Origin of the sequence: Vibrio ostreicida (genome assembly GCF_013074385.2) — a bacterium.
In the GTDB taxonomy this organism is placed as follows: domain Bacteria; phylum Pseudomonadota; class Gammaproteobacteria; order Enterobacterales; family Vibrionaceae; genus Vibrio; species Vibrio ostreicida.
The window spans coordinates 359,779-380,358 of sequence record NZ_JABEYA020000002.1 but is presented as its reverse complement, the minus strand read 5'-3'; the positions used below and the strand labels follow the sequence as shown (position 1 = coordinate 380,358).

The following is a 20,580-nucleotide window of genomic DNA, read 5'->3' as shown; positions in this document are numbered from 1 at the left end:
TAAACACCAAATAAGAAAGTCGGTTTATCCGGCTTTTTTACATATTCTAGATCAAACTCTCATTTCTTTGGTTTCCCTACCGTATCAAAATAAGCAACTTTCGGCATAATAGAGTCTGAGCTCGACCCTCATTGAGCTATATAACACTAACCTATTGCCCTTTATCATATTTTAATAGCCCCAGAGACTTAAATATAAGGAATCCCCCATGATCGAGTCCCAAATGCTCATTACAATCGGTCTTTTTCTGGTTGTCGCGATTGCGTTTATTTTTGCCAGTGTCAAAACCGTTCCACAAGGTAATCACTGGACAGTAGAACGATTTGGACGTTATACCCAAACTTTAACACCCGGCCTAAATATCATTGTTCCGTTTGTTGATAAAATTGGCCATAAAGTCAATATGATGGAACGTGTGCTCGATATCCCAGCACAAGAAGTGATTTCTAAAGACAATGCCAATGTCACCATTGATGCGGTCTGTTTTGTCCAAGTTATTGACGCGCCAAAAGCCGCATACGAAGTCAACGATCTTGAGCATGCCATTCGTAATTTGACCCTGACCAATATTCGGACCGTACTTGGTTCGATGGAACTGGATGAAATGCTAAGCCAACGTGACATGATCAACGGCAAACTGCTTTATATTGTCGATGAGGCGACCAACCCTTGGGGCGTCAAGGTCACTCGAATCGAAATTAAGGACGTTCAGCCCCCTGCAGATTTGACCGCTGCGATGAACGCACAAATGAAAGCCGAACGACATAAACGGGCAGACATCCTCTCAGCAGAAGGTATCCGTCAGGCTGAAATTTTAAAAGCCGAGGGACAGAAACAATCTGAAATTTTAAAAGCGGAAGGGGATAAACAAGCTGCTATCCTTCAAGCAGAAGCGCGTGAGCGTGCAGCCGAAGCAGAAGCCAAAGCCACAGCTATGGTCTCTGACGCGATTGCAAAAGGGGATATGAAAGCCGTAAACTACTTTATTGCTCAGGGTTATACTGAAGCACTGCGTAGTATTGGTACCGCCGAGAATGGCAAGATCATCATGTTGCCGCTCGAGGCCTCTGGACTTATGGGGTCCGTGGCAGGGATTGCTGAAATGTTCGCGCTTAAATCAGATAAAAACGAATAACGTACGAGGCTCTCTTGATCGAATTACTCGAATCTTTAAATTACTGGCACTGGCTGGCTTTGGGGCTAGCCTTACTGGCATTTGAAATATTTGGAACCGCAGGCTACTTCCTTTGGCTTGGCCTCTCGGCACTTATTGTTGGGGTGTTAATGAGCTTATTGCCTATGAGCTGGCAGCTTCAGTGGGTTTCGTTCGGGGTATTTTCCTTAATCACCACATGGCTATGGTGGAGACGCCAATTCAAACATGACGCCATTGATGATCGCCACCGAGATCTTAACCAAAAACATAAGCAATTACTGGGGCAAACCTTGGTGGTCGAGGAAGATCTCGCCCCTGGAAAACATCGAATTAAAGTCGGTGACAGCACTTGGTCGGCACAAACCACCAAACCAATAGCGGCAGGAAGCTTGGTCGAAATCATCGATGTCGACGGGATTATTCTTACCATTGAAGAAAAAATCCAATAATATGACAGGCTCTTGCCATGCGCAAAGAGCCTTATTTTCATCAAGGATCTCACCGTCTATGGCAAACACATCCATAACGATAGGGCCTCAACTTCAAGCCTCACTCTCGTGATCTTTCTCTAATAAAGAGCGCGAAGCTAATCAAATCATTCAAGTGCTCCGCCAATCTCCCTAAAATTGCGGAAAAAAACATGTCCAGTCACCAAGATAAATAGAACTGGGTTTCTTCCGTTCCGCTTTCAGGGCTGAGGCTACTCTTGCCATGGCGGTACTCGCTCAAAATGATAACGATTACCGCTATGGTCAGCCGATCTTAAATAATCAAATCTAAATATTCTTGCTCAGAGAGGACTTTAACCCCTTTTTCTCTCGCGCCCTTTATCTTGGTCTCTCCGACTTTGCTCCCAGCCACAAGGTACGTCGTTTTTCCGGTAACAGATTTGGCGACTTTGGCTCCCAATGATTTAGCTTGCTTTTCCATGTCTCCGCGATTGCCTTGTACCATGGTGCCTGTAAAGACAATAGTGGCACCTGCTATCGGTGAAGAAGCTCCCCCTTGTTCTGACAACTTAGGTGTAACGCTTAGAGTGAAACCAAGATCATACACTTTGAAAAACTCTTGTTTAATATTCGCTAAACCTTCGACAATCGCTTCTGCACTCACCGCCGCGAATCCATCAATTTTGGCAAGATCATCAACACTCGTTTCAAACAGCTCCACCAAGGAATAGTGCTGCAGTAACTTCTCACCGTTACCACCGCCTAGGCGACTCACACCAAATGCAGAAAGAAAACGCCAATCTTCTATTTCAATGTCTCTGCTTGCTTGCAGTTGTTCAAAGAGATTTTTCGACGTTTTTTCTCCAAACCCATAGGCCGTAAATTGATGGGATTTAAGACCATACATTTGGTGAATGTGCTTAATCCCTAGGTTTGATAATTTCTCGATATTTTTGGGACCAAAACCATCGTTATTGCCGAGCGTTTTGAAAAAGTGCACCAGTGTATTTTCTGTCTGAGCAGGGCAGTCACTTTTATTCGGGCACACTAAATGATCAGACTCCCAAATAAGATGAGACTGACAGCTAGGGCATGCCTGCGGGATTTGAGGCTCTGTTGGCTTGATGACTTTTTCAATTTTAGGTATCACTAGACCACTTCGAACAATTTGCAGTGTCGCGCCAGGGCCCACACCATTGGTTTTGACCATGTTGTAATGGTGAACAGTGACTCGGCTAATGGTCGCACCACTAATTCGAGTCGGTACCAATTCAGCTACAGGAGTCACTCTACCTGTTCTCGATGTTTGTGGCGTCACATTGAGAACCTCGACTTCCGCCGACTCATCGTTAATCTTGAAGGCAATTTGCCAGCGGTGAAATTTTCTGGTCGCTCCCATGTGTTCCTTTATGCGAGGGTGCGTCGCTTCCAAAATGACACCATCAACATCATACCCAACCGCATTCCAAATTTGATCAATAATACGCTCAAAATTGGCCATCAACTCCTCTTGGTGACCTCTCCAGTCAGTAATTAAGCTAAACGGATAGAAAACACAAGCCCCCTCTTCAATGGCCGCTAACACGCGTTCATCTACGTTTTTTTCTGCAATAATCGCGGCTTGTATATTTCTCGAATTTTCAAAGTATTGGCTTAAATTTTCTTCGAAATACGTTTTGTCGATAACGATTTCACCCGCCCCTAAACCTCTCTTCCCATTTTGAGCAACTTTCAGGCCACGCTCAAAAGCTCTAGAGACATCCTGCCCCCTCACACCATCACCGCGGGTATACAGTCTTTCACCATCATCAAACGCAGCGTAACCATCAAGTTTTGGCGTGACTCTAATCTCTATGGCTTTTGTATCAAGCGCAAGCTCATTGGCTGCTTTAACGATCCTATCAAGCCATTTTTGAATTTCTTCTATGGAATAGGCTTTATCTGTAGACAACATTTTCTGAGGCAAAGAAACGGTTTTGCCTAAGCTCAATACTTCTGATTCAACTGAGGTTACAAAAGGATGGTCTGCATTATTCTCAGCAAACTTACTGCTAAATTCATCATACTGAAGATCACTGAGCACTGGAAAGCCAGAACGATAACAAGCATTAGCAACAATCAAGTAAGAGAGTTGCTCCTCGTTGCCAAGCTGATAGAAAGTGTTGTCTTTGATCGCCACTTCTACTGTGTTCAAATCCAGATCGACGTCCAAGTTAGAAATGATGGAGAGTTGATCCTTGTTAAACTTAAATTCTGTCATTATTTACTACCGATTATTTTTTAGTGAGATCCTAGAAGCGGTGCACTGCTTGAAGAGTGCGTAAGCTAAGTCGTCGGTGATTTTAGGTGAAGCAGACAAACCTCACCATCGCAAGCGGTTTATCCTCCAGCATCCCGTTTTTCAAACAAGAAAGGCCCCGACATCGGAGCCCTTTGAGCCTAGAGGACGATTATGCTGGCAATAACGCCTTGAACGATTTTATCTGAGAGCGGTACATATCCAAACGATTGGGCGTCATTAAATTGCGCGCATCATCCAGCACATTACCACCTAGATCATCGGCTATTTGCTGCGCGGTTTTAAGCATGAGTTTAAAGTTTTGTTCTGGGTCCCCAAAACAAGGTAACGTCATGAAAAATGAAATGCCTTTGGTCGAAAATTCAGCAGGATCATTGTGCTGAAGCGTACCAGGTTGCATCATGTTCGCCACACTGAACAACACTTTGCCCGTACCCGATAAATCCGCATGACGATGGAAGATATCCATTTCGCCATAGAGCAGGCCATTTTGTTGCATACTGTCAAAGAGTTTGGTACCAACAAAGGGATCAGTGCCCGCACAGTGCACATTGAGAACGATGACTTGCATCTCTTGCTGCTCTGTCGCTTCAGGCTCGGTGTCCAAACGGGTTTCATCAACAATAGGATCAGAAACGGGAAAGGGCGTGTCTGTCTCTGGTATCTCGACGCTCTCGCTCAAAGGTTGCGCCGACATAGGCGGAATCTCAAGTTCAGCGGTCTCTTCAAATCGGTGTTGAGCCGACTCTGGTTCAGAGCTAGGCTCAACATAACCATCGATCAGAGGATCAGACATAATCTTATGCTCGGCAAAATCCGGAGTTTTACGATCCTTGCGAATGATTTCAAAATCGTCATCCGGCGCAAACCCCCGCTCAGGCAACGGTTCTGAATCGGCCTCTTTTTCTTTCTTTAACGGGCGAAGTGGCTGATTACCAAATTTGGCTGCCCCTTCTTTTTTGCTTGTCCATAAACCGTGAAACAATAGCGCGGCAATCGCTAACGCTCCAACAATTATGAGTACAAATCGCAATTCCTGCATTTTCCGCTCTCATCTACTCAATACATTTAGCCTTTCAACTATACATACTGGATCTGGTTAAACCTATCTATAACTAACTCTACCAAAACTCTCACCCGTTTTAGAACAACTTAATGTGAGAAGTTCACACAATGTTGTGATTTTGAACACGCTTTTTTCTTGTTAAGATAAAAAGCGTTCGTTTTTACACCATAAGTCACCTTTAAATTATGAATACAAACATACAACAGCGTTCTGGTTTTGGTTATTTTTTCTTTGGCTTGAAGCTGGCCACTCGACCTGGAATTCGTCAGTTCGTACTTTTACCCCTTTTGACCAACATCCTTCTTGTTGGTGGCGCTCTTTACTATCTCTTCTCACACCTCGATGGTTGGATAGTCGAAATAATGAGCTACCTCCCTTCATTTCTTGACTGGCTCAGTTATGTGTTATGGCCATTAATGATTATGACCATACTCGCAACGTTTACCTACTTCTTTAGCACACTGGCTAATTTTATTGCCGCGCCTTTCAATGGCTTGTTAGCTGAAAAAGTAGAAGAGTATTTAATCGGAGAAAAAATCAACGATGATGGCCTACTCTCCTTGCTCAAAGACACTCCAAGAATTCTGGCACGGGAATGGCGTAAGTTGATCTACGTGTTGCCCAAAGCGATCGGTTTATTTGTGTTGCTCTTGATCCCCGGCCTTGGCCAAACGGTTGGGCCCGTGTTGTGGTTTATTTTTACCGCTTGGGTTCTGGCAATACAATACTGTGACTACCCATTTGATAACCATAAGATCCCATTCAATGACATGCGTTACAAATTGAAACAAAAACAGGGCAAAGCCTACGGCTTTGGCGCTCTTGTGGCAGTCTTCACCACAATTCCGCTGTTAAACTTGATTGTCATGCCTGTGGCGGTATGCGGTGCCACCGCCTTTTGGGTCGCAGAGTGCAAGGATTGACAAACCACTGTGCATGTTGGCCTCACAACATGCACTTGCTCTCATTCTAATAAGTTATAACTTTTTATTTCTTCACTAGATTTTTTACCTAGCCTAATCTTCAATCCATACATTCAAATACTGAACAACCGTTAACAGTGTGGTGTCTACTGTAAAGTCAGGCACCAAACTTTAAACCGATGAAGGATCACACCATGAGCAAGATCTACGAAGACAACTCCCTTACCATTGGCAACACACCGCTGGTCCGTCTCAATAAGGTCAGCAACGGAAATGTACTGGCTAAAGTCGAAGCACGTAATCCAAGTTTTAGCGTTAAATGCCGTATAGGCGCGAACATGATTTGGGAAGCTGAGAAAGCTGGCACTCTCAAGGCCGGTGTCGAACTGGTTGAACCAACCAGTGGCAATACAGGTATTGCCCTTGCCTTCGTTGCCGCTGCTCGTGGTTACAAGCTGACATTAACCATGCCAGAATCAATGAGCCTTGAACGTCGTAAACTGCTTAAAGCACTGGGGGCAAAGCTGGAACTCACCGAAGCAGCAAAAGGCATGAAGGGGGCCATTTCAAAAGCTGAAGAAATTGTAGCAAGTAACCCAGAAAAGTACCTTTTGCTTCAACAGTTCAATAACCCAGCCAACCCACAAATTCATGAAAAGACCACAGGGCCAGAGATCTGGGATGCAACCGATGGGGAAGTCGACGTTCTGGTCGCTGGTGTAGGAACCGGAGGCACCATTACCGGAACAAGCCGTTATATTAAACAAGAAAAAGGCAGAAACATCACTTCTATTGCCGTTGAGCCCGCAGAGTCTCCTGTCATTGCACAAGCATTGGCTGGTGAGGAAATCCAACCTGCTCCGCACAAAATTCAAGGTATCGGCGCAGGTTTTATCCCTGACAACCTAGATTTAGAGCTTCTTGACCGAGTAGAAGCGGTGACATCGGAAGAAGCCATCAGCATGGCTCGTCGCTTGATGGAAGAAGAAGGTATTCTTGCGGGGATCTCTTCTGGGGCCGCCGTTGTGGCAGCCAACAGAATTGCAGAACTGCCTGAATTTGCAGGTAAAACTATCGTCACCATATTACCCAGCTCTGGGGAACGTTACCTCACTTCAGCGCTGTTCGCAGGCATATTTACCGAAAAAGAAAACCAACAATAACCCGTTGCCAAATCAATTTTTCACTGAAAAAAGCCCCGATATGGGGCTTTTTTGTTGATCCCTGCCCCACCTTTGGTAATATCGGGTCAGTTTATTTTTAGCTTCAAAATAAAAGCTGAATGACCATTTATACCCGTGATGAGATCCAGCAAAGATTGGAATCACTCTGGGACAATTTGCAACCAGTATCAAAAGTCACGCTAAATCAACGCGCTGTCTTTGGCACCTCAAAGATTTAAGCGTTATGCTGACTCTGGTTAACAAACTAACAAAAATATATCAATTGGGGTAAAAACATGTACGAGAAGCAAGTAGAAATCACGGCAGAAAATGGCCTTCATACTCGTCCAGCCGCACAGTTTGTAAAAGAAGCCAAAGGCTTCGAAGCCGACATCACAGTGACGTCTAATGGTAAAAGCGCAAGCGCTAAGAGCTTGTTCAAGCTCCAAACTTTAGGTCTAGTAAAAGGCACTCAAGTGACCATTTCAGCTGAAGGCCCTCAGGCGCAACAAGCGGTCGACCATCTCGTGGCCTTAATGGATCAACTGCACTAAGCACATCATCCTGCTCTAAAGCCACTTTGTGATTTCAAAGTGGCTTTATTGGCAATAAATCAGGATTTAAGCTAAACATTATCGTTAGCGCATCCATTTTTTCTCCCGTTTTAACGTTGACCCATTTTAAGGTAAGGCTATGATTTCAGGCATCCTAGCATCTCCGGGTATTGCTTTTGGTAAAGCACTACTCCTTCAAGAAGATGATATTGTCCTAAACACAAACTCTATTTCCGAAGCTCAAGTTGAGACACAAGTCGCACGCTTTTTCGAAGCACGCGACAAATCGGTCGCTCAGTTGGAAACCGTCAAACAGAAAGCTCTTGAAACTTTCGGTGAAGAGAAAGAAGCCATCTTCGAAGGGCACATTATGCTGATTGAAGACGAAGAGCTCGAAGAAGAGATCCTAGCACTGATCAAAAACGACAAGATGCACGCCGATCACGCTATCCATACCATTATTGAAGAGCAGGCCTGCGCGTTAGAGTCCCTTGATGATGAATACCTCAAAGAGCGTGCAACTGACATTCGTGACATTGGCTCTCGCTTTATCAAAAATGCATTGGGCATCAATATCGTTTCGCTCAGTGATATTGACGAAGAGGTTATTCTGGTGGCTTACGACCTAACACCATCTGAAACCGCTCAGATCAACCTTGACTACGTGCTAGGTTTCGCCTGTGATATCGGCGGCCGTACATCTCATACCTCAATCATGGCTCGTTCTCTGGAATTACCGGCTCTTGTTGGCACCAATGATATTACATCACAGGTCAAGAATGGCGATATGCTGATCCTTGATGCGATCAACAATAAAATCATTGTTAATCCATCTCAGGACCAATTGACCGATGCAAAAGCCGTCAAAGCCGCTTTCTCTGCAGAAAAAGAAGAGCTGGCTAAGCTCAAAGATTTACCCGCTAAAACTACCGATGGTCACCATGTCGAAGTCTGTGGAAACATCGGCAACGTTAAAGACTGTGATGGTATTCTGCGTAACGGCGGTGAAGGTGTCGGTCTGTACCGCACTGAATTTCTCTTCATGGACCGCGACGCGCTTCCTACCGAAGAAGAACAGTACCAAGCGTACAAAGATGTAGCACTGGCCATGAATGGCGAGTCTGTCATTATTCGCACCATGGATATTGGCGGAGACAAAGATCTGCCCTATATGGATCTACCTAAAGAAATGAACCCTTTCTTAGGTTGGCGTGCCGTGCGTATCAGCTTAGATCGTCGCGACATTCTCCGTGACCAGTTACGTGGTATCTTGCGTGCGTCGGCTCACGGAAAACTGCGTATCATGTTCCCGATGATCATTTCGGTGGAAGAAATTCGCACCCTAAAACAAGCGATAGAAGAATACAAAGTAGAACTGCGTGCAGAGAACCTTGCCTTTGATGAAACGATTGAAATTGGCGTGATGGTCGAGACACCCGCGGCGGCAGCAATCGCCCACCACTTGGCCAAAGAAGTCGACTTTTTCTCTATTGGAACCAATGATCTAACGCAATATACTTTAGCAGTAGATCGCGGTAACGAGATGATTTCTCACCTATATAACCCCCTCTCCCCCGCCGTTCTTACGGTGATAAAACAAGTCATTGACGCGTCTCATCAAGCAGGAAAATGGACAGGTATGTGTGGTGAACTAGCAGGGGATGAGCGTGCGACCTTACTGCTGTTGGGTATGGGCCTTGATGAGTTTTCCATGAGCGGTATTTCTATCCCCAAAGTGAAAAAAGTGATTCGCCAGTCTAACTTCAATGAAGTTAAAGCAATGGCAGAAGAGGCGCTCTCCCTTCCAACCGCGGCTGAAATTGAAGCCGTTGTCGAAAAATTTATCGCAGAAAAATCTCATTAATTAATAATTACCAACAAGATAGACGGCTAAAAATAGTCGTCTATTCGGCCAGTTTGGTATACTATAATTCGATAGAATTAAATGAAACGTTAGGAGCATGACACAATGGGTCTGTTTGACAAACTTAAGAAGCTAGTATCTGATGACAGCGCTGATGCAGGTGCTATTGAAATCATCGCGCCTCTTTCTGGTGAAATCGTAAATATCGAAGATGTGCCAGATGTTGTTTTCGCAGAAAAAATTGTTGGCGATGGCATTGCTATCAAGCCTGCTGGTAACAAAATGGTCGCTCCTGTAAACGGCACTATTGGCAAAATTTTTGAAACGAACCATGCTTTCTCAATTGAATCTGACGACGGCGTAGAGCTCTTTGTCCACTTTGGTATCGATACCGTGGAATTAAAAGGCGAAGGGTTCAAGCGTATTGCAGAAGAAGGTCAAACAGTTACTGCTGGCGATACAGTCATCGAGTTCGACTTAGCGCTACTAGAAGAGAAAGCAAAATCAACTCTTACCCCTGTTGTGATTTCAAACATGGATGAAATCAAAGAGCTGAGCAAACTCTCTGGCTCTGTAAGCGTCGGTGAAACACCCGTTTTACGAGTCACCAAATAACGTCTTTTTAGGCCACACATAAAACGGCGATCAACGCATAAAACGCAGCCCGCTAGCTGCGTTTTTTAATCTATTCTCTCTCTCACTTCAAACCCAGTGCATATTTCAGTAACTGATTTTTTAGTGGCCCTGCATTATCTGCCGCTTTTAAAGCCACATTTCGAATCAGCTTAAACGGTGTAATGTCGTTACTAAAACTCTTGTAGAAAAAATCCATCCCAGATTGCATCAACAAATTATCAGGACGACGTTGACGCTCATAATCTCGCAGCAGTTGAGACGATAAGCCTTCCTGATCAGACGTGACGGAAAGCAACACGTCAACATCTTTGAAACCAATATTGACGCCCTGCCCCGCAAGCGGGTTAATGGTATGGGCTGAATCGCCAACCAGCACGCACCCTTGGGCAGAGTAGGATTGAGCATGACGTCTGATCAGAGGAAATGCCCCCGACTGCAACACCGTAATTTCACCCAATTCAGAAGGAAAGTGGGCAATAATTTCTTCACGGAGCTGCTCATTGGTCAAAGTACACAGCTGACGGATCCGCGCAGGAGAGTCGTACCAAACTAACGAGCCCTGATGACCACAAAGTGGTAAGAAAGAACGAGGACCACTGGGAGTAAATTGCTGCCAGGTTATGTCTTGTTGTGGGGACTGTGTTTCAACATTAATTAGCATACAGTGTTGACGGTAGTCCCACGCGGTCACACCGATCCCCGCCAGTTGTCGCACTTGCGAGTTTGCCCCATCTGCGCCTACCACTAGATCCGCATCAAAGGACTCCCCAGAGCTCAGCGTTAGCCGATTGAGCTGAGAATACTCGATGTGTTCAAGTGTATCAGGGCAACACACGGTAAGGTTGGGGTAATGTTGAAACTCGGCCCACAAACCGAGTTGGATCAACCGATTCTCTACAATATAGCCCAGCTGACTCATATTGAGCGCCTCTGAGTGAAAACGAGTTCTGCACTCAGGATGCTCCCAAGTTTCCAGACGGCGATAGGGGCAAACCCGCATTTGTGAAATGGCTTGCCACGCCCCTAGCCTTTCCAAAATTGAGACTGAGTGCTCAGAAATCGCCGAGACTCTGATATCCATCGGTTGACTTGACTCAAACGCGAGCGGCTGATGACCTTCCACCAACACCACACGCCGACCCTGCTGGGCAAATCCAACGGCAACCGCCGCGCCTACCATACCCCCACCGATGACGGCAACCTCATATTTGGTCATATTTTGCACTTTATGAATTGATTATCTCGCTGTTTTTTATTGTACTTTTTCCAGACCAAAATGTAATCAAAAACCGCAAGCAACAGGCCGTCAAAACCCTTGATGTACAAAGCGTATAATTGATTTAATAGCAGCACTAGTCAGTAGGTTTTTAAACCAGTACAATACGCGGCTAACCGCAGAATATAGCGGTAAAAACATCATCAGTAATCGGCCAAATAAGCCTGCTGATACGGTTCCAAACTGGGCGATTTGCTCCCTTAATTTAAACTAACGATCGAGCGAACTACATGAGTAAAAAACTGCTAATTAAAACCTGGGGCTGCCAGATGAATGAATACGATTCATCTAAAATGGCCGATCTACTGAACGCGGCTAACGGCTATGAGTTGACAGAGGAACCAGACGAAGCAGACGTATTACTTCTCAATACCTGCTCTATTCGAGAGAAGGCGCAAGAGAAAGTATTCCACCAGTTGGGCCGTTGGAAAAGACTAAAAGATAAGAAACCCGATGTAGTGATTGGCGTAGGCGGCTGTGTTGCCACTCAAGAAGGCGACCACATTCGTGATCGTGCTCCCTACGTCGACGTCATTTTTGGTCCTCAGACGTTGCACCGCTTGCCTGAGATGATCAAACAATCTCTAAGTGATGACGCCCCGGTAATGGACATCTCTTTTCCTGAAATCGAGAAATTTGACCGACTGCCTGATCCACGAGCAGAAGGCGCTACCGCCTTTGTCTCAATCATGGAAGGGTGCTCGAAATATTGTACATATTGTGTCGTACCTTATACACGTGGAGAAGAAGTTAGCCGTCCGATGGACGATGTCTTATTCGAGATTGCTCAACTGGCGGAACAAGGCGTGCGAGAAGTCAATCTTCTTGGCCAAAATGTCAATGCTTTCCGTGGCCCAACACACGAAGGTGATATTTGCAGTTTCGCCGAGTTATTGCGCTTAGTTGCCTCCATTGATGGCATAGACCGTATTCGCTTTACCACCAGTCACCCACTGGAATTTACCGACGATATCATTGCCGTCTATGAAGACACCCCTGAACTGGTCAGTTTCCTGCACCTTCCGGTACAAAGCGGTAGTGATCGCATTCTGACCATGATGAAACGTCCTCATACCGCGATAGAATACAAGTCCATCATTCGTAAATTGCGTAAAGCTCGTCCTGATATTCAAATAAGCTCAGACTTTATTGTGGGCTTCCCTGGTGAATCAGACCGAGACTTTCAAGACACCATGAAACTTATCAAAGATGTTGATTTTGATATGAGCTTTAGTTTCATTTTTTCTCCACGCCCTGGCACACCAGCGGCAGATTACCCATGTGACGTATCCGATCAAACAAAGAAAGATCGTTTGTACGAATTACAACAAACCGTCAATGCCCAAGCAATGCGTTACTCACGTTTAATGCTGGATACAGAACAGCGCGTGTTGGTTGAAGGGCCCTCGAAGAAGAACCTAATGGAACTGAGAGCACGTACCGAAAACAACCGCGTCGTCAACTTTGAGGGTAATGCTGAGCTGATCGGTCAATTCGTTGATGTCAAGATCACCGATGTCTTTGCTAACTCACTTCGGGGAGAGATTATCCGTACCGAAAAAGACATGGATTTACGTAGTGTGATTTCACCGACACAAATGATGGTCAAAACAAAACGTGAAGATGAGCTTGGTGTCGCCACTTTCACACCTTAAGCTTGAAAATATCGCTCTGAGTATCCATCTTAGAGTAAGGTCAATAAGATCATTAGGAGCCCGGTCTCAATCGGGCTCTCACAAATGAGAGGCAAATTTGAGCAATAAAATTGTTACGCTAGAAATCAATGTAGAACCTTCTGATAATCGCCGCCTAGCCAGCCTTTGCGGCCCTTTCGATGACAACATCAAACATCTTGAACGCCGGTTAGGCGTGGAAATTAGCTATCGCGGTAACCTGTTTACGATTGTCGGTAAACCTCATACCAGCGCCGCCGCCCTTGATATCATCAAAACACTTCATGTACATACCGCACCAGTCCGTGGCAATATTCCGGATATAGAACCCGACCAAATCCACCTTGCGATCAAGGAATCGGGGGTATTGGAGCAAAATCTCGACGCCAATATTGAACATGGCAAAGAAGTCTTAATCAAGACCAAGAAAGGGGTCATTAAACCCCGCACCCCAAATCAGGGGCAATATTTGGTCAATATGGTCACACACGATATCTCTTTTGGTATTGGCCCAGCAGGCACGGGAAAAACATACCTCGCCGTGGCCGCGGCCGTCGATGCATTAGAACGACAGGAGATTCGTCGTATTTTGCTTACCCGTCCAGCGGTAGAAGCAGGTGAAAAATTAGGTTTCCTACCGGGCGATCTCAGCCAAAAAGTCGACCCTTACCTTCGCCCCCTTTATGATGCTCTGTTTGAAATGCTCGGCTTTGAAAAAGTCGAAAAACTCATTGAACGCAACGTAATTGAGGTCGCCCCATTGGCTTATATGCGTGGCCGAACTCTGAATGATGCGTTTATCATCCTCGATGAGAGCCAGAACACAACCGTCGAACAGATGAAAATGTTTCTAACCCGTATTGGCTTCAATTCACGGGCGGTTATCACTGGGGATGTCACCCAGATTGACCTTCCTCGTGGCGCTAAATCTGGCCTAAGACATGCAATAGAAGTTCTCAATGAAGTCGATGAAATCAGCTTTAATTTCTTTCAAGCGGATGATGTCGTGCGCCACCCGGTTGTTGCTCGCATTGTGAATGCTTATGAAAAGTGGGAAGCTCAGGATCAGAAAGAGCGCAAAGAATACGAAAAGCGCCGCCGAGAAGAACACGGAACGAAGGCCGACGACACGCTATCTCCGCCATCAAGAGCGACATCGGAGACAAAACCGCAATGACGATTGAACTTGATCTGCAAATCGCCGTCGAACAAGAGAAAGGGTTACCGCATTTTGATGATATCCAGCGATGGCTGAGCTGCGCAATTAAGCCGTTTCAAGCCGAGGCTGAGGTGACAGTCCGAATCGTAGATGAACAGGAGAGCCACCAACTCAACCACGAATATCGCGGCAAAGCAAAGCCAACCAACGTCTTGTCGTTCCCTTTTGAAGCCCCTCCTGGTATCGACATCGATCTACTGGGTGATTTAGTGATTTGTCGCCAGATTGTGGAACAGGAAGCTCAAACTCAATCCAAACCTTTGATGGCTCACTGGGCGCATATGGTTGTACATGGTAGCCTCCATCTGCTAGGTTATGATCATATCGACGACGATGAAGCCGAAGAGATGGAATCGCTCGAAACCGAAATCATGCAAGACATGGGCTTTGAAGATCCATATCTCGCGGAGAAAGAACCGTCTTAGCACGGTTCCGTTTCGGAAACTGACGGTCTATACCCCGATCAGTTTTCTATGTGAGCTATCACACATTTGATAGCGCGACTTAATTGAGAAACAATGAACGAAGACAATTCGCCCTCTTCTCTAGAAGGTAAAAAAGAAAAATCGGAAGGTCCGAGTAGAAAGTCCTTCTTTGGACGCCTAGGACAAATCTTTCAAGCTGATCCCAAAGATCGTCAGGAGTTGGTCGAGGTATTCCGTGATTCGGAAGAAAATGACCTTATCGACCACGATACTCGTGACATGCTCGAAGGGGTAATGGAAATATCAGAAATGCGGGTGCGTGATATCATGCTACCTCGCTCTCAAATGGTCACTGTTGAACGCAGCGACAATTTGGATGCTTTGATAGACCTTATCACCGACGCACAGCACTCTCGTTATCCTGTGATCAGTGAAGATAAAGACCATGTTGAAGGCATACTCCTTGCGAAGGACTTACTTAAATATTTGGGCTCAGGCAGCGCCGAGTTTGATATCGAACAGGTCATCCGTCCGGCGGTGGTGGTTCCTGAGAGCAAACGCGTTGATCGCTTGCTCAAAGAGTTTCGAGAAGAACGTTACCACATGTCGATTGTCGTTGATGAGTTTGGTGGTGTGTCTGGTCTGGTGACAATCGAAGATATTCTTGAAGAAATTGTCGGAGAAATTGAAGATGAATTCGACGATGAGGAAGAGGTTGACATCCGCAAGCTCAGTAAGCATACCTATGCCATAAAAGCGTTGACGACCATAGAGGAATTTAACCAAACCTTCGGTACCCGTTTCAGCGATGAAGAAGTGGATACGGTGGGTGGTATGGTTATGACCGCCTTTGGTCACCTTCCGTCACGGGGCGAAGTCGTCGAACTCGAACACTATAACTTTAAAGTCACCGCTGCAGACAATCGTCGGGTATTGCAGTTGCAAGTAACAATCCCCGATGAAGAGCCTCTTCCAGAATCGGCGGAAGAGCCACGCTAATTTCCCTAACTTAGGGTTCCGAGAATAAACTTAACGATGATTACTACGCTTTATCATCGCCTAAAACGGCCGCTTGCGGCCGTTTTTGTTGGCGCTTTAACGACATTGGCCTTTGCCCCCTATCAGCTTTGGCCCCTCGCAATACTCAGCCCAGCTATTCTGCTGTTATTACTCCAAAATCAAACCACCAAACATGCATTATGGATAGGCTATGCGTGGGGCATCGGACAATTTGCCACTGGCATTAGTTGGGTGCACATTAGTATCGATAACTTTGGTGGTTTGCCCAAAATTGCCAGTGTTTTTCTCATGGCTTTATTGGTGGGTTACCTCGCTATTTTCTCTGGTGGTTTTGCTTGGTGTCTCAACCGTTATTTTCCCAACGCAAACCGCACACGCTTGCTGCTGGCCGCCCCCGCTCTCTGGCTCATCTTAGACTGGCTAAGAGGATGGTTTATGACAGGCTTCCCTTGGTTGTGGCTCGGCTATAGCCAGATAGAGAGCCCTCTGGCAAATTTTGCACCGATTGGTGGCGTTGAACTTCTGACCTTACTTGCCATATTCTGCGCAGGGTCCATCGTTTATGCCATTCTTTATCGACATTGGCTTACACTGATGATCCCCGTTGTTATTTTCTCCGCAGGTTATGGCCTAACATCGGCAAACTGGGTGAGCCCAGACTCAAACCGTACCACCAAATTGGCGCTGATTCAGGGTAACGTCAATCAAGCAAAAAAATGGCTGCCTCAGGAACGCTGGCCAACCATCATGAAGTACACGGATTTGACCCGAGAAAATTGGGATGCGGATATCATCATCTGGCCTGAAGCTGCGATTCCAGCGTTAGAAATTGAAATACCCTCTTATCTCAGCAATCTCGACTCCGCAGCAAAAATCAACAACAGCGCAGTCATCACAGGGGTCGTAAACCAAGCAAAAGACCGGCAGTTTTACAACAGCATACTCACCGTCGGGCAAACCCCTTACGGTGACTACCAATTTGATATGTCTCAACGTTACCATAAGCATCACTTGTTGCCTTTTGGCGAATTTGTACCGTTTGAAACCCTACTCAGGCCCCTCGCGCCAATCTTCAATTTGCCGATGTCTTCGTTCAGCCGTGGGGAGTTCATTCAACCGAATATCGTTGCCAATAACCGTCATCTGGCCCCCGCTCTTTGTTATGAAATCATTTTTAACGAACAGGTTCGTCGAAACGTGACCGCCGAAACTGATTTTATTTTGACCTTATCTAACGATGCGTGGTTTGGAAAATCCATCGGCCCACTCCAACATATGGAAATTGCTCGAATGCGAGCTCTTGAGTTAGGCAAGCCTGTTATTCGTTCAACCAATAATGGAGTGACTGCGATCACCGATTACAAAGGGAAGATTATTGCTCAGGCTCCCCAGTTTGAGATTGCTGTTCTGCGCGCAGACATTATGTCAACAACGGGGCAGACCCCTTATCATCGTGTCGGCTCATGGCCTTTGTATATTTGGGTCGTGGTCAGTTTATTGATCGGGTGGCGATGTCGACGTACAGCGGAGCAACGTTAATCAACGTCGGCGCCACAGCACCTATCAGCAACTTCACCTCAGTCGGTAATACGAGAGAGACCAGCCACCCTAATCACGAGACAATCGTCTCTGTTTAGGGCTTCAAGGCCTGCCGACTGAACCCTTTATGGCCGCATTTGATGCACGGAATAATCTCCGTCGGATGATTATACTGAGTTTTATTTCCACACTCATCACACACCAGCACCCCCAAACCTATCAGCTCCCCCGACTGGTATAACCCTTGATGATCGAGGTCTGCAAACAGCTCGACCCACTCCACCTTGGCCCGATCAGTAATTTCCAGCAGCCCCTGCCAAATAGAATCGGCAACCATCACATAAAATGGGCTACTTTTCGATTCCTCAAAGCTTTCCGCAAACTCTTTGAGATCCGATTTTATATAAGCGCTGACTAACGCCATCTCATCTTTGCTCAGATTATTTGCCGCTTCAACCAACTTTCCTGATGTTTCAAAAACATGATTTACTTCTTCAGGACTATGTTTCAGTACCTCAACGACATCCTCGAACAATTCCTCGTAACCTGATTTGGGTTTCGGCATAGTGGCCTCCTTGTGACGACTGAGTGTAAATGAGCCTCGTCGGCTATTGTTGTGCTCCTCTCCTTTAGGTATTCTATGACGATCTATTTATGTCTGTTCTAACTGAACTCACAATTTCCAAGATAACCGGATATCATCGATGCAAGAGCAATATAACCCGCAAGATATTGAACAAAAGGTTCAAAAGCACTGGGACGACAGCAAAACCTTTGTTGTAAGTGAAGACCCAAATAAAGAAAAATTCTACTGTCTGTCTATGTTCCCATACCCAAGCGGTCGACTTCACATGGGTCACGTGCGTAATTACACCATCGGTGATGTGGTTTCTCGTTTCCAGCGCTTACAGGGTAAAAATGTCATGCAACCTATTGGTTGGGACGCCTTCGGCCTGCCAGCAGAAAACGCAGCGGTCAAAAACAAAACCGCGCCAGCGCCTTGGACTTACGAGAATATCCAGTACATGAAGAACCAACTCAAATTGCTTGGTTTTGGTTATGACTGGAATCGTGAGTTTGCGACGTGCACACCTGAATATTATCGTTGGGAACAAGCGTTCTTTACCAAGCTTTACCAAAAGGGTCTGGTTTACAAAAAAACCTCGTCAGTAAACTGGTGTCCTAATGACCAAACGGTGTTGGCCAATGAACAGGTTGAAGATGGCTGCTGCTGGCGCTGTGACACCCCCGTTGAACAGAAAGAAATCCCGCAGTGGTTCATCAAGATCACAGAATACGCTCAGGAACTTCTAGACGATCTAGACAACCTCGACGGCTGGCCCGAAATGGTCAAAACCATGCAGCGTAACTGGATTGGGCGATCGGAAGGCGTTGAACTGACCTTTACGGTACCCGATCACGCCGATTTGGAGGTCTATACCACACGTCCAGACACCTTAATGGGTGTTACCTACGTCGGCATTGCGGCTGGTCATCCACTTGCTACTGAAGCCGCGAAAAACAACGCTCTACTGGCTGACTTTATTGAAGAGTGTAAGAACAACAAAGTCGCTGAAGCCGAAATGGCGACCATGGAAAAGAAAGGTATGGATACTGGCCTAACGGCTATCCACCCTCTTAACGGTCGTGTTGTTCCTGTATACGTAGCAAACTTCGTACTTATGGATTACGGCACAGGTGCGGTAATGGCGGTTCCTGCTCACGATCAACGTGACTACGAGTTCGCAACTAAGTACGGCATCGAGATCATCCCAGTAATCAAACCTGAAGATGGCTCTGAACTAGACGTTTCTGAAACGGCTTACACAGAGAAAGGTGTCCTGTTTGATTCAGGCGAATTCGATGGTCTTGCGTTCCAAGAAGCATTCGATGCAATTGCTGCGAAGCTTGAAGCTGAAGGCAAAGGTAAGAAGACAGTAAACTTCCGTCTGCGTGATTGGGGCGTTTCTCGTCAACGTTACTGGGGAGCCCCCATTCCTATGGTGACTACCGAAGATGGTGAGGTTCACCCAGTCCCCACAGACCAACTTCCAGTGATCCTTCCTGAAGACGTGGTTATGGACGGGGTAACTAGCCCAATCAAAGCGGACAAAGAGTGGGCTAAAACCACGTTAAACGGCGAACCTGCACTGCGTGAAACCGATACCTTCGATACCTTTATGGAGTCATCTTGGTACTATGCGCGCTACTGTAGCCCACAGGCCGATGATATTCTTGACCCTGAAAAAGCAAACTACTGGCTACCCGTTGACCAGTACGTGGGTGGTATCGAGCATGCTTGTATGCACCTGCTTTACTCTCGTTTCTTCCATAAGCTTCTACGTGATGCTGGTTACGTGACGTCTGATGAACCGTTCAAGCAACTGCTATGTCAAGGCATGGTTCTGGCTGACGCTTTCTATCACACCAACGAGAAAGGCACCAAAGAATGGATAGCGCCGACGGACGTCGCTATCGAACGTGATGGTAAAGGGCGTATCGAGAAAGCAGTCGACAACCAAGGTCGCAACGTCGAGCACTCTGGCATGATCAAAATGTCCAAGTCAAAAAATAACGGTATTGATCCACAAGAGATGGTAGACAAATACGGAGCGGACACGGTTCGCCTGTTTATGATGTTTGCATCTCCTGCAGATATGACGCTTGAATGGCAAGAATCTGGCGTAGAAGGTGCCAACCGCTTCCTGAAACGTGTGTGGAAATTGGTGAAAGAGCACACAACACAAGGCGCGGCTGAAGCCGTGGATACCACAGCGTTGACGGGTGACCAGAAAGCCCTTCGCCGTGATGTACACAAGACCATCGCTAAAGTCACCGATGATATCGGCCGTCGTCAGACGTTCAACACCGCGATTGCCGCGATTATGGAGCTGATGAACAAGTTGGCCAAAGCACCTCAAGGTCAGGTTCAGGACCGTGCCATTCTTGATGAAGCGCTAAAGGCCATCGTAGCGATGCTTTACCCAATGACCCCACACTTTTCATATGAACTCTGGGTAGCACTAGGTGAATCGGATATTGATTCGACCACTTGGCCAACGTTCGATGAAAATGCCCTAATCGAAGATGAGAAAACCATCGTCGTGCAGGTGAACGGTAAACTGCGTGCGAAGCTAACCGTCGCAGCGGATGCGTCTAAAGAGCAAGTCGAAGCTCTGGGGCTTAACGATGAAAACGTGGCAAAATTCACCGAAGGAAAAACGGTTCGTAAAGTCATTTACGTCCCAGGTAAACTTCTGAATATTGTAGCGAACTGATCTGTTAAACTCCCCTAAACAGGGCAGTCGCCTGCCCTGT

Annotated in this window: 17 protein-coding genes; 13 read left to right on the top strand and 4 right to left on the bottom strand. The window is 46.2% G+C overall.

Features of this window, described 5'->3' with window-relative positions:
* The first annotated feature begins 208 nt into the window (after nt 1–208).
* The gene (locus HLM86_RS05430; protein ID WP_245798158.1) at nt 209–1,135 is read left to right on the top strand and encodes an SPFH domain-containing protein; all 927 of its coding nucleotides are present in this window, start codon (nt 209–211) and stop codon (nt 1,133–1,135) included.
* Nucleotides 1,136–1,149: 14 nt separating this feature from the next.
* Nucleotides 1,150–1,605, top strand: coding sequence for an NfeD family protein (locus HLM86_RS05425; RefSeq protein WP_076586626.1), 456 nt, complete (start codon nt 1,150–1,152; stop codon nt 1,603–1,605).
* 313 nt (nt 1,606–1,918) lie between these two features.
* Here HLM86_RS05425 and HLM86_RS05420 read toward each other — a convergent pair whose 3' ends face one another.
* Both HLM86_RS05420 and zipA read right to left on the bottom strand, forming a co-directional pair.
* Nucleotides 1,919–3,865, bottom strand: a complete 1,947-nt coding sequence (locus HLM86_RS05420; RefSeq protein WP_170882372.1) for a BRCT domain-containing protein — start codon at nt 3,863–3,865, stop codon at nt 1,919–1,921.
* A gap of 190 nt (nt 3,866–4,055) precedes the next feature.
* Nucleotides 4,056–4,946, bottom strand: a complete 891-nt coding sequence (gene zipA / locus HLM86_RS05415; RefSeq protein ID WP_076586622.1) for a cell division protein ZipA — start codon at nt 4,944–4,946, stop codon at nt 4,056–4,058.
* Nucleotides 4,947–5,155: 209 nt separating this feature from the next.
* Here zipA and cysZ point away from each other — a divergent pair, with 209 nt between their 5' ends.
* The 5 genes from cysZ (at nt 5,156) to crr (ending at nt 10,089) form a co-directional block, all read left to right on the top strand.
* Nucleotides 5,156–5,893: a sulfate transporter CysZ gene (cysZ, locus tag HLM86_RS05410; protein WP_076586620.1), complete on the top strand. Its 738-nt coding sequence runs from the start codon at nt 5,156–5,158 to the stop codon at nt 5,891–5,893.
* 194 nt (nt 5,894–6,087) lie between these two features.
* A complete protein-coding gene (gene cysK / locus HLM86_RS05405) occupies nt 6,088–7,056 on the top strand; it encodes a cysteine synthase A (RefSeq protein WP_076586618.1) in 969 nt (322 codons plus the stop codon).
* Between the two features lie 296 nt (nt 7,057–7,352).
* Nucleotides 7,353–7,610, top strand: coding sequence for an HPr family phosphocarrier protein (locus HLM86_RS05400; protein ID WP_076586616.1), 258 nt, complete (start codon nt 7,353–7,355; stop codon nt 7,608–7,610).
* Between the two features lie 139 nt (nt 7,611–7,749).
* Complete coding sequence (gene ptsI / locus HLM86_RS05395) at nt 7,750–9,474, top strand: phosphoenolpyruvate-protein phosphotransferase PtsI (protein ID WP_076586614.1); 1,725 nt, start codon at nt 7,750–7,752, stop codon at nt 9,472–9,474.
* Between the two features lie 105 nt (nt 9,475–9,579).
* Nucleotides 9,580–10,089 (top strand): PTS glucose transporter subunit IIA, encoded by a 510-nt coding sequence (gene crr / locus HLM86_RS05390; RefSeq protein ID WP_076586612.1) that lies wholly within the window; start codon nt 9,580–9,582, stop codon nt 10,087–10,089.
* 82 nt (nt 10,090–10,171) lie between these two features.
* Here crr and HLM86_RS05385 read toward each other — a convergent pair whose 3' ends face one another.
* Nucleotides 10,172–11,326, bottom strand: coding sequence for a 2-octaprenyl-3-methyl-6-methoxy-1,4-benzoquinol hydroxylase (locus HLM86_RS05385; RefSeq protein ID WP_170882371.1), 1,155 nt, complete (start codon nt 11,324–11,326; stop codon nt 10,172–10,174).
* Nucleotides 11,327–11,616: 290 nt separating this feature from the next.
* Between HLM86_RS05385 and miaB the strand changes: the two genes are divergently transcribed.
* The 5 genes from miaB to lnt all read left to right on the top strand — a co-directional run bounded on the left by miaB (nt 11,617) and on the right by lnt (nt 17,262).
* Complete coding sequence (miaB, locus tag HLM86_RS05380) at nt 11,617–13,041, top strand: tRNA (N6-isopentenyl adenosine(37)-C2)-methylthiotransferase MiaB (RefSeq protein WP_170882370.1); 1,425 nt, start codon at nt 11,617–11,619, stop codon at nt 13,039–13,041.
* A 97-nt stretch (nt 13,042–13,138) separates the two neighbouring features.
* The gene (locus HLM86_RS05375) at nt 13,139–14,236 is read left to right on the top strand and encodes a PhoH family protein (protein WP_076586606.1); all 1,098 of its coding nucleotides are present in this window, start codon (nt 13,139–13,141) and stop codon (nt 14,234–14,236) included.
* Nucleotides 14,233–14,703 carry an rRNA maturation RNase YbeY gene (ybeY, locus tag HLM86_RS05370; RefSeq protein ID WP_076586604.1) on the top strand — a complete coding sequence of 157 codons (471 nt, stop codon included), beginning with the start codon at nt 14,233–14,235 and terminating at the stop codon, nt 14,701–14,703. Before HLM86_RS05375 ends, ybeY begins: the two co-directional genes overlap by 4 nt.
* A 93-nt stretch (nt 14,704–14,796) precedes the next feature.
* Nucleotides 14,797–15,702, top strand: a complete 906-nt coding sequence (corC, locus tag HLM86_RS05365) for a CNNM family magnesium/cobalt transport protein CorC (protein ID WP_076586602.1) — start codon at nt 14,797–14,799, stop codon at nt 15,700–15,702.
* A gap of 36 nt (nt 15,703–15,738) precedes the next feature.
* Nucleotides 15,739–17,262 (top strand): apolipoprotein N-acyltransferase, encoded by a 1,524-nt coding sequence (gene lnt, locus HLM86_RS05360; protein ID WP_170882369.1) that lies wholly within the window; start codon nt 15,739–15,741, stop codon nt 17,260–17,262.
* Between the two features lie 94 nt (nt 17,263–17,356).
* On the opposite strand, the gene HLM86_RS05355 is transcribed toward lnt, so the two are convergent.
* Nucleotides 17,357–17,827: a zinc ribbon-containing protein gene (locus tag HLM86_RS05355; protein WP_076586598.1), complete on the bottom strand. Its 471-nt coding sequence runs from the start codon at nt 17,825–17,827 to the stop codon at nt 17,357–17,359.
* Between the two features lie 139 nt (nt 17,828–17,966).
* Here HLM86_RS05355 and leuS point away from each other — a divergent pair, with 139 nt between their 5' ends.
* Nucleotides 17,967–20,540: a leucine--tRNA ligase gene (leuS, locus tag HLM86_RS05350; protein ID WP_170882368.1), complete on the top strand. Its 2,574-nt coding sequence runs from the start codon at nt 17,967–17,969 to the stop codon at nt 20,538–20,540.
* The last annotated feature ends 40 nt before the right edge of the window (nt 20,541–20,580 follow it).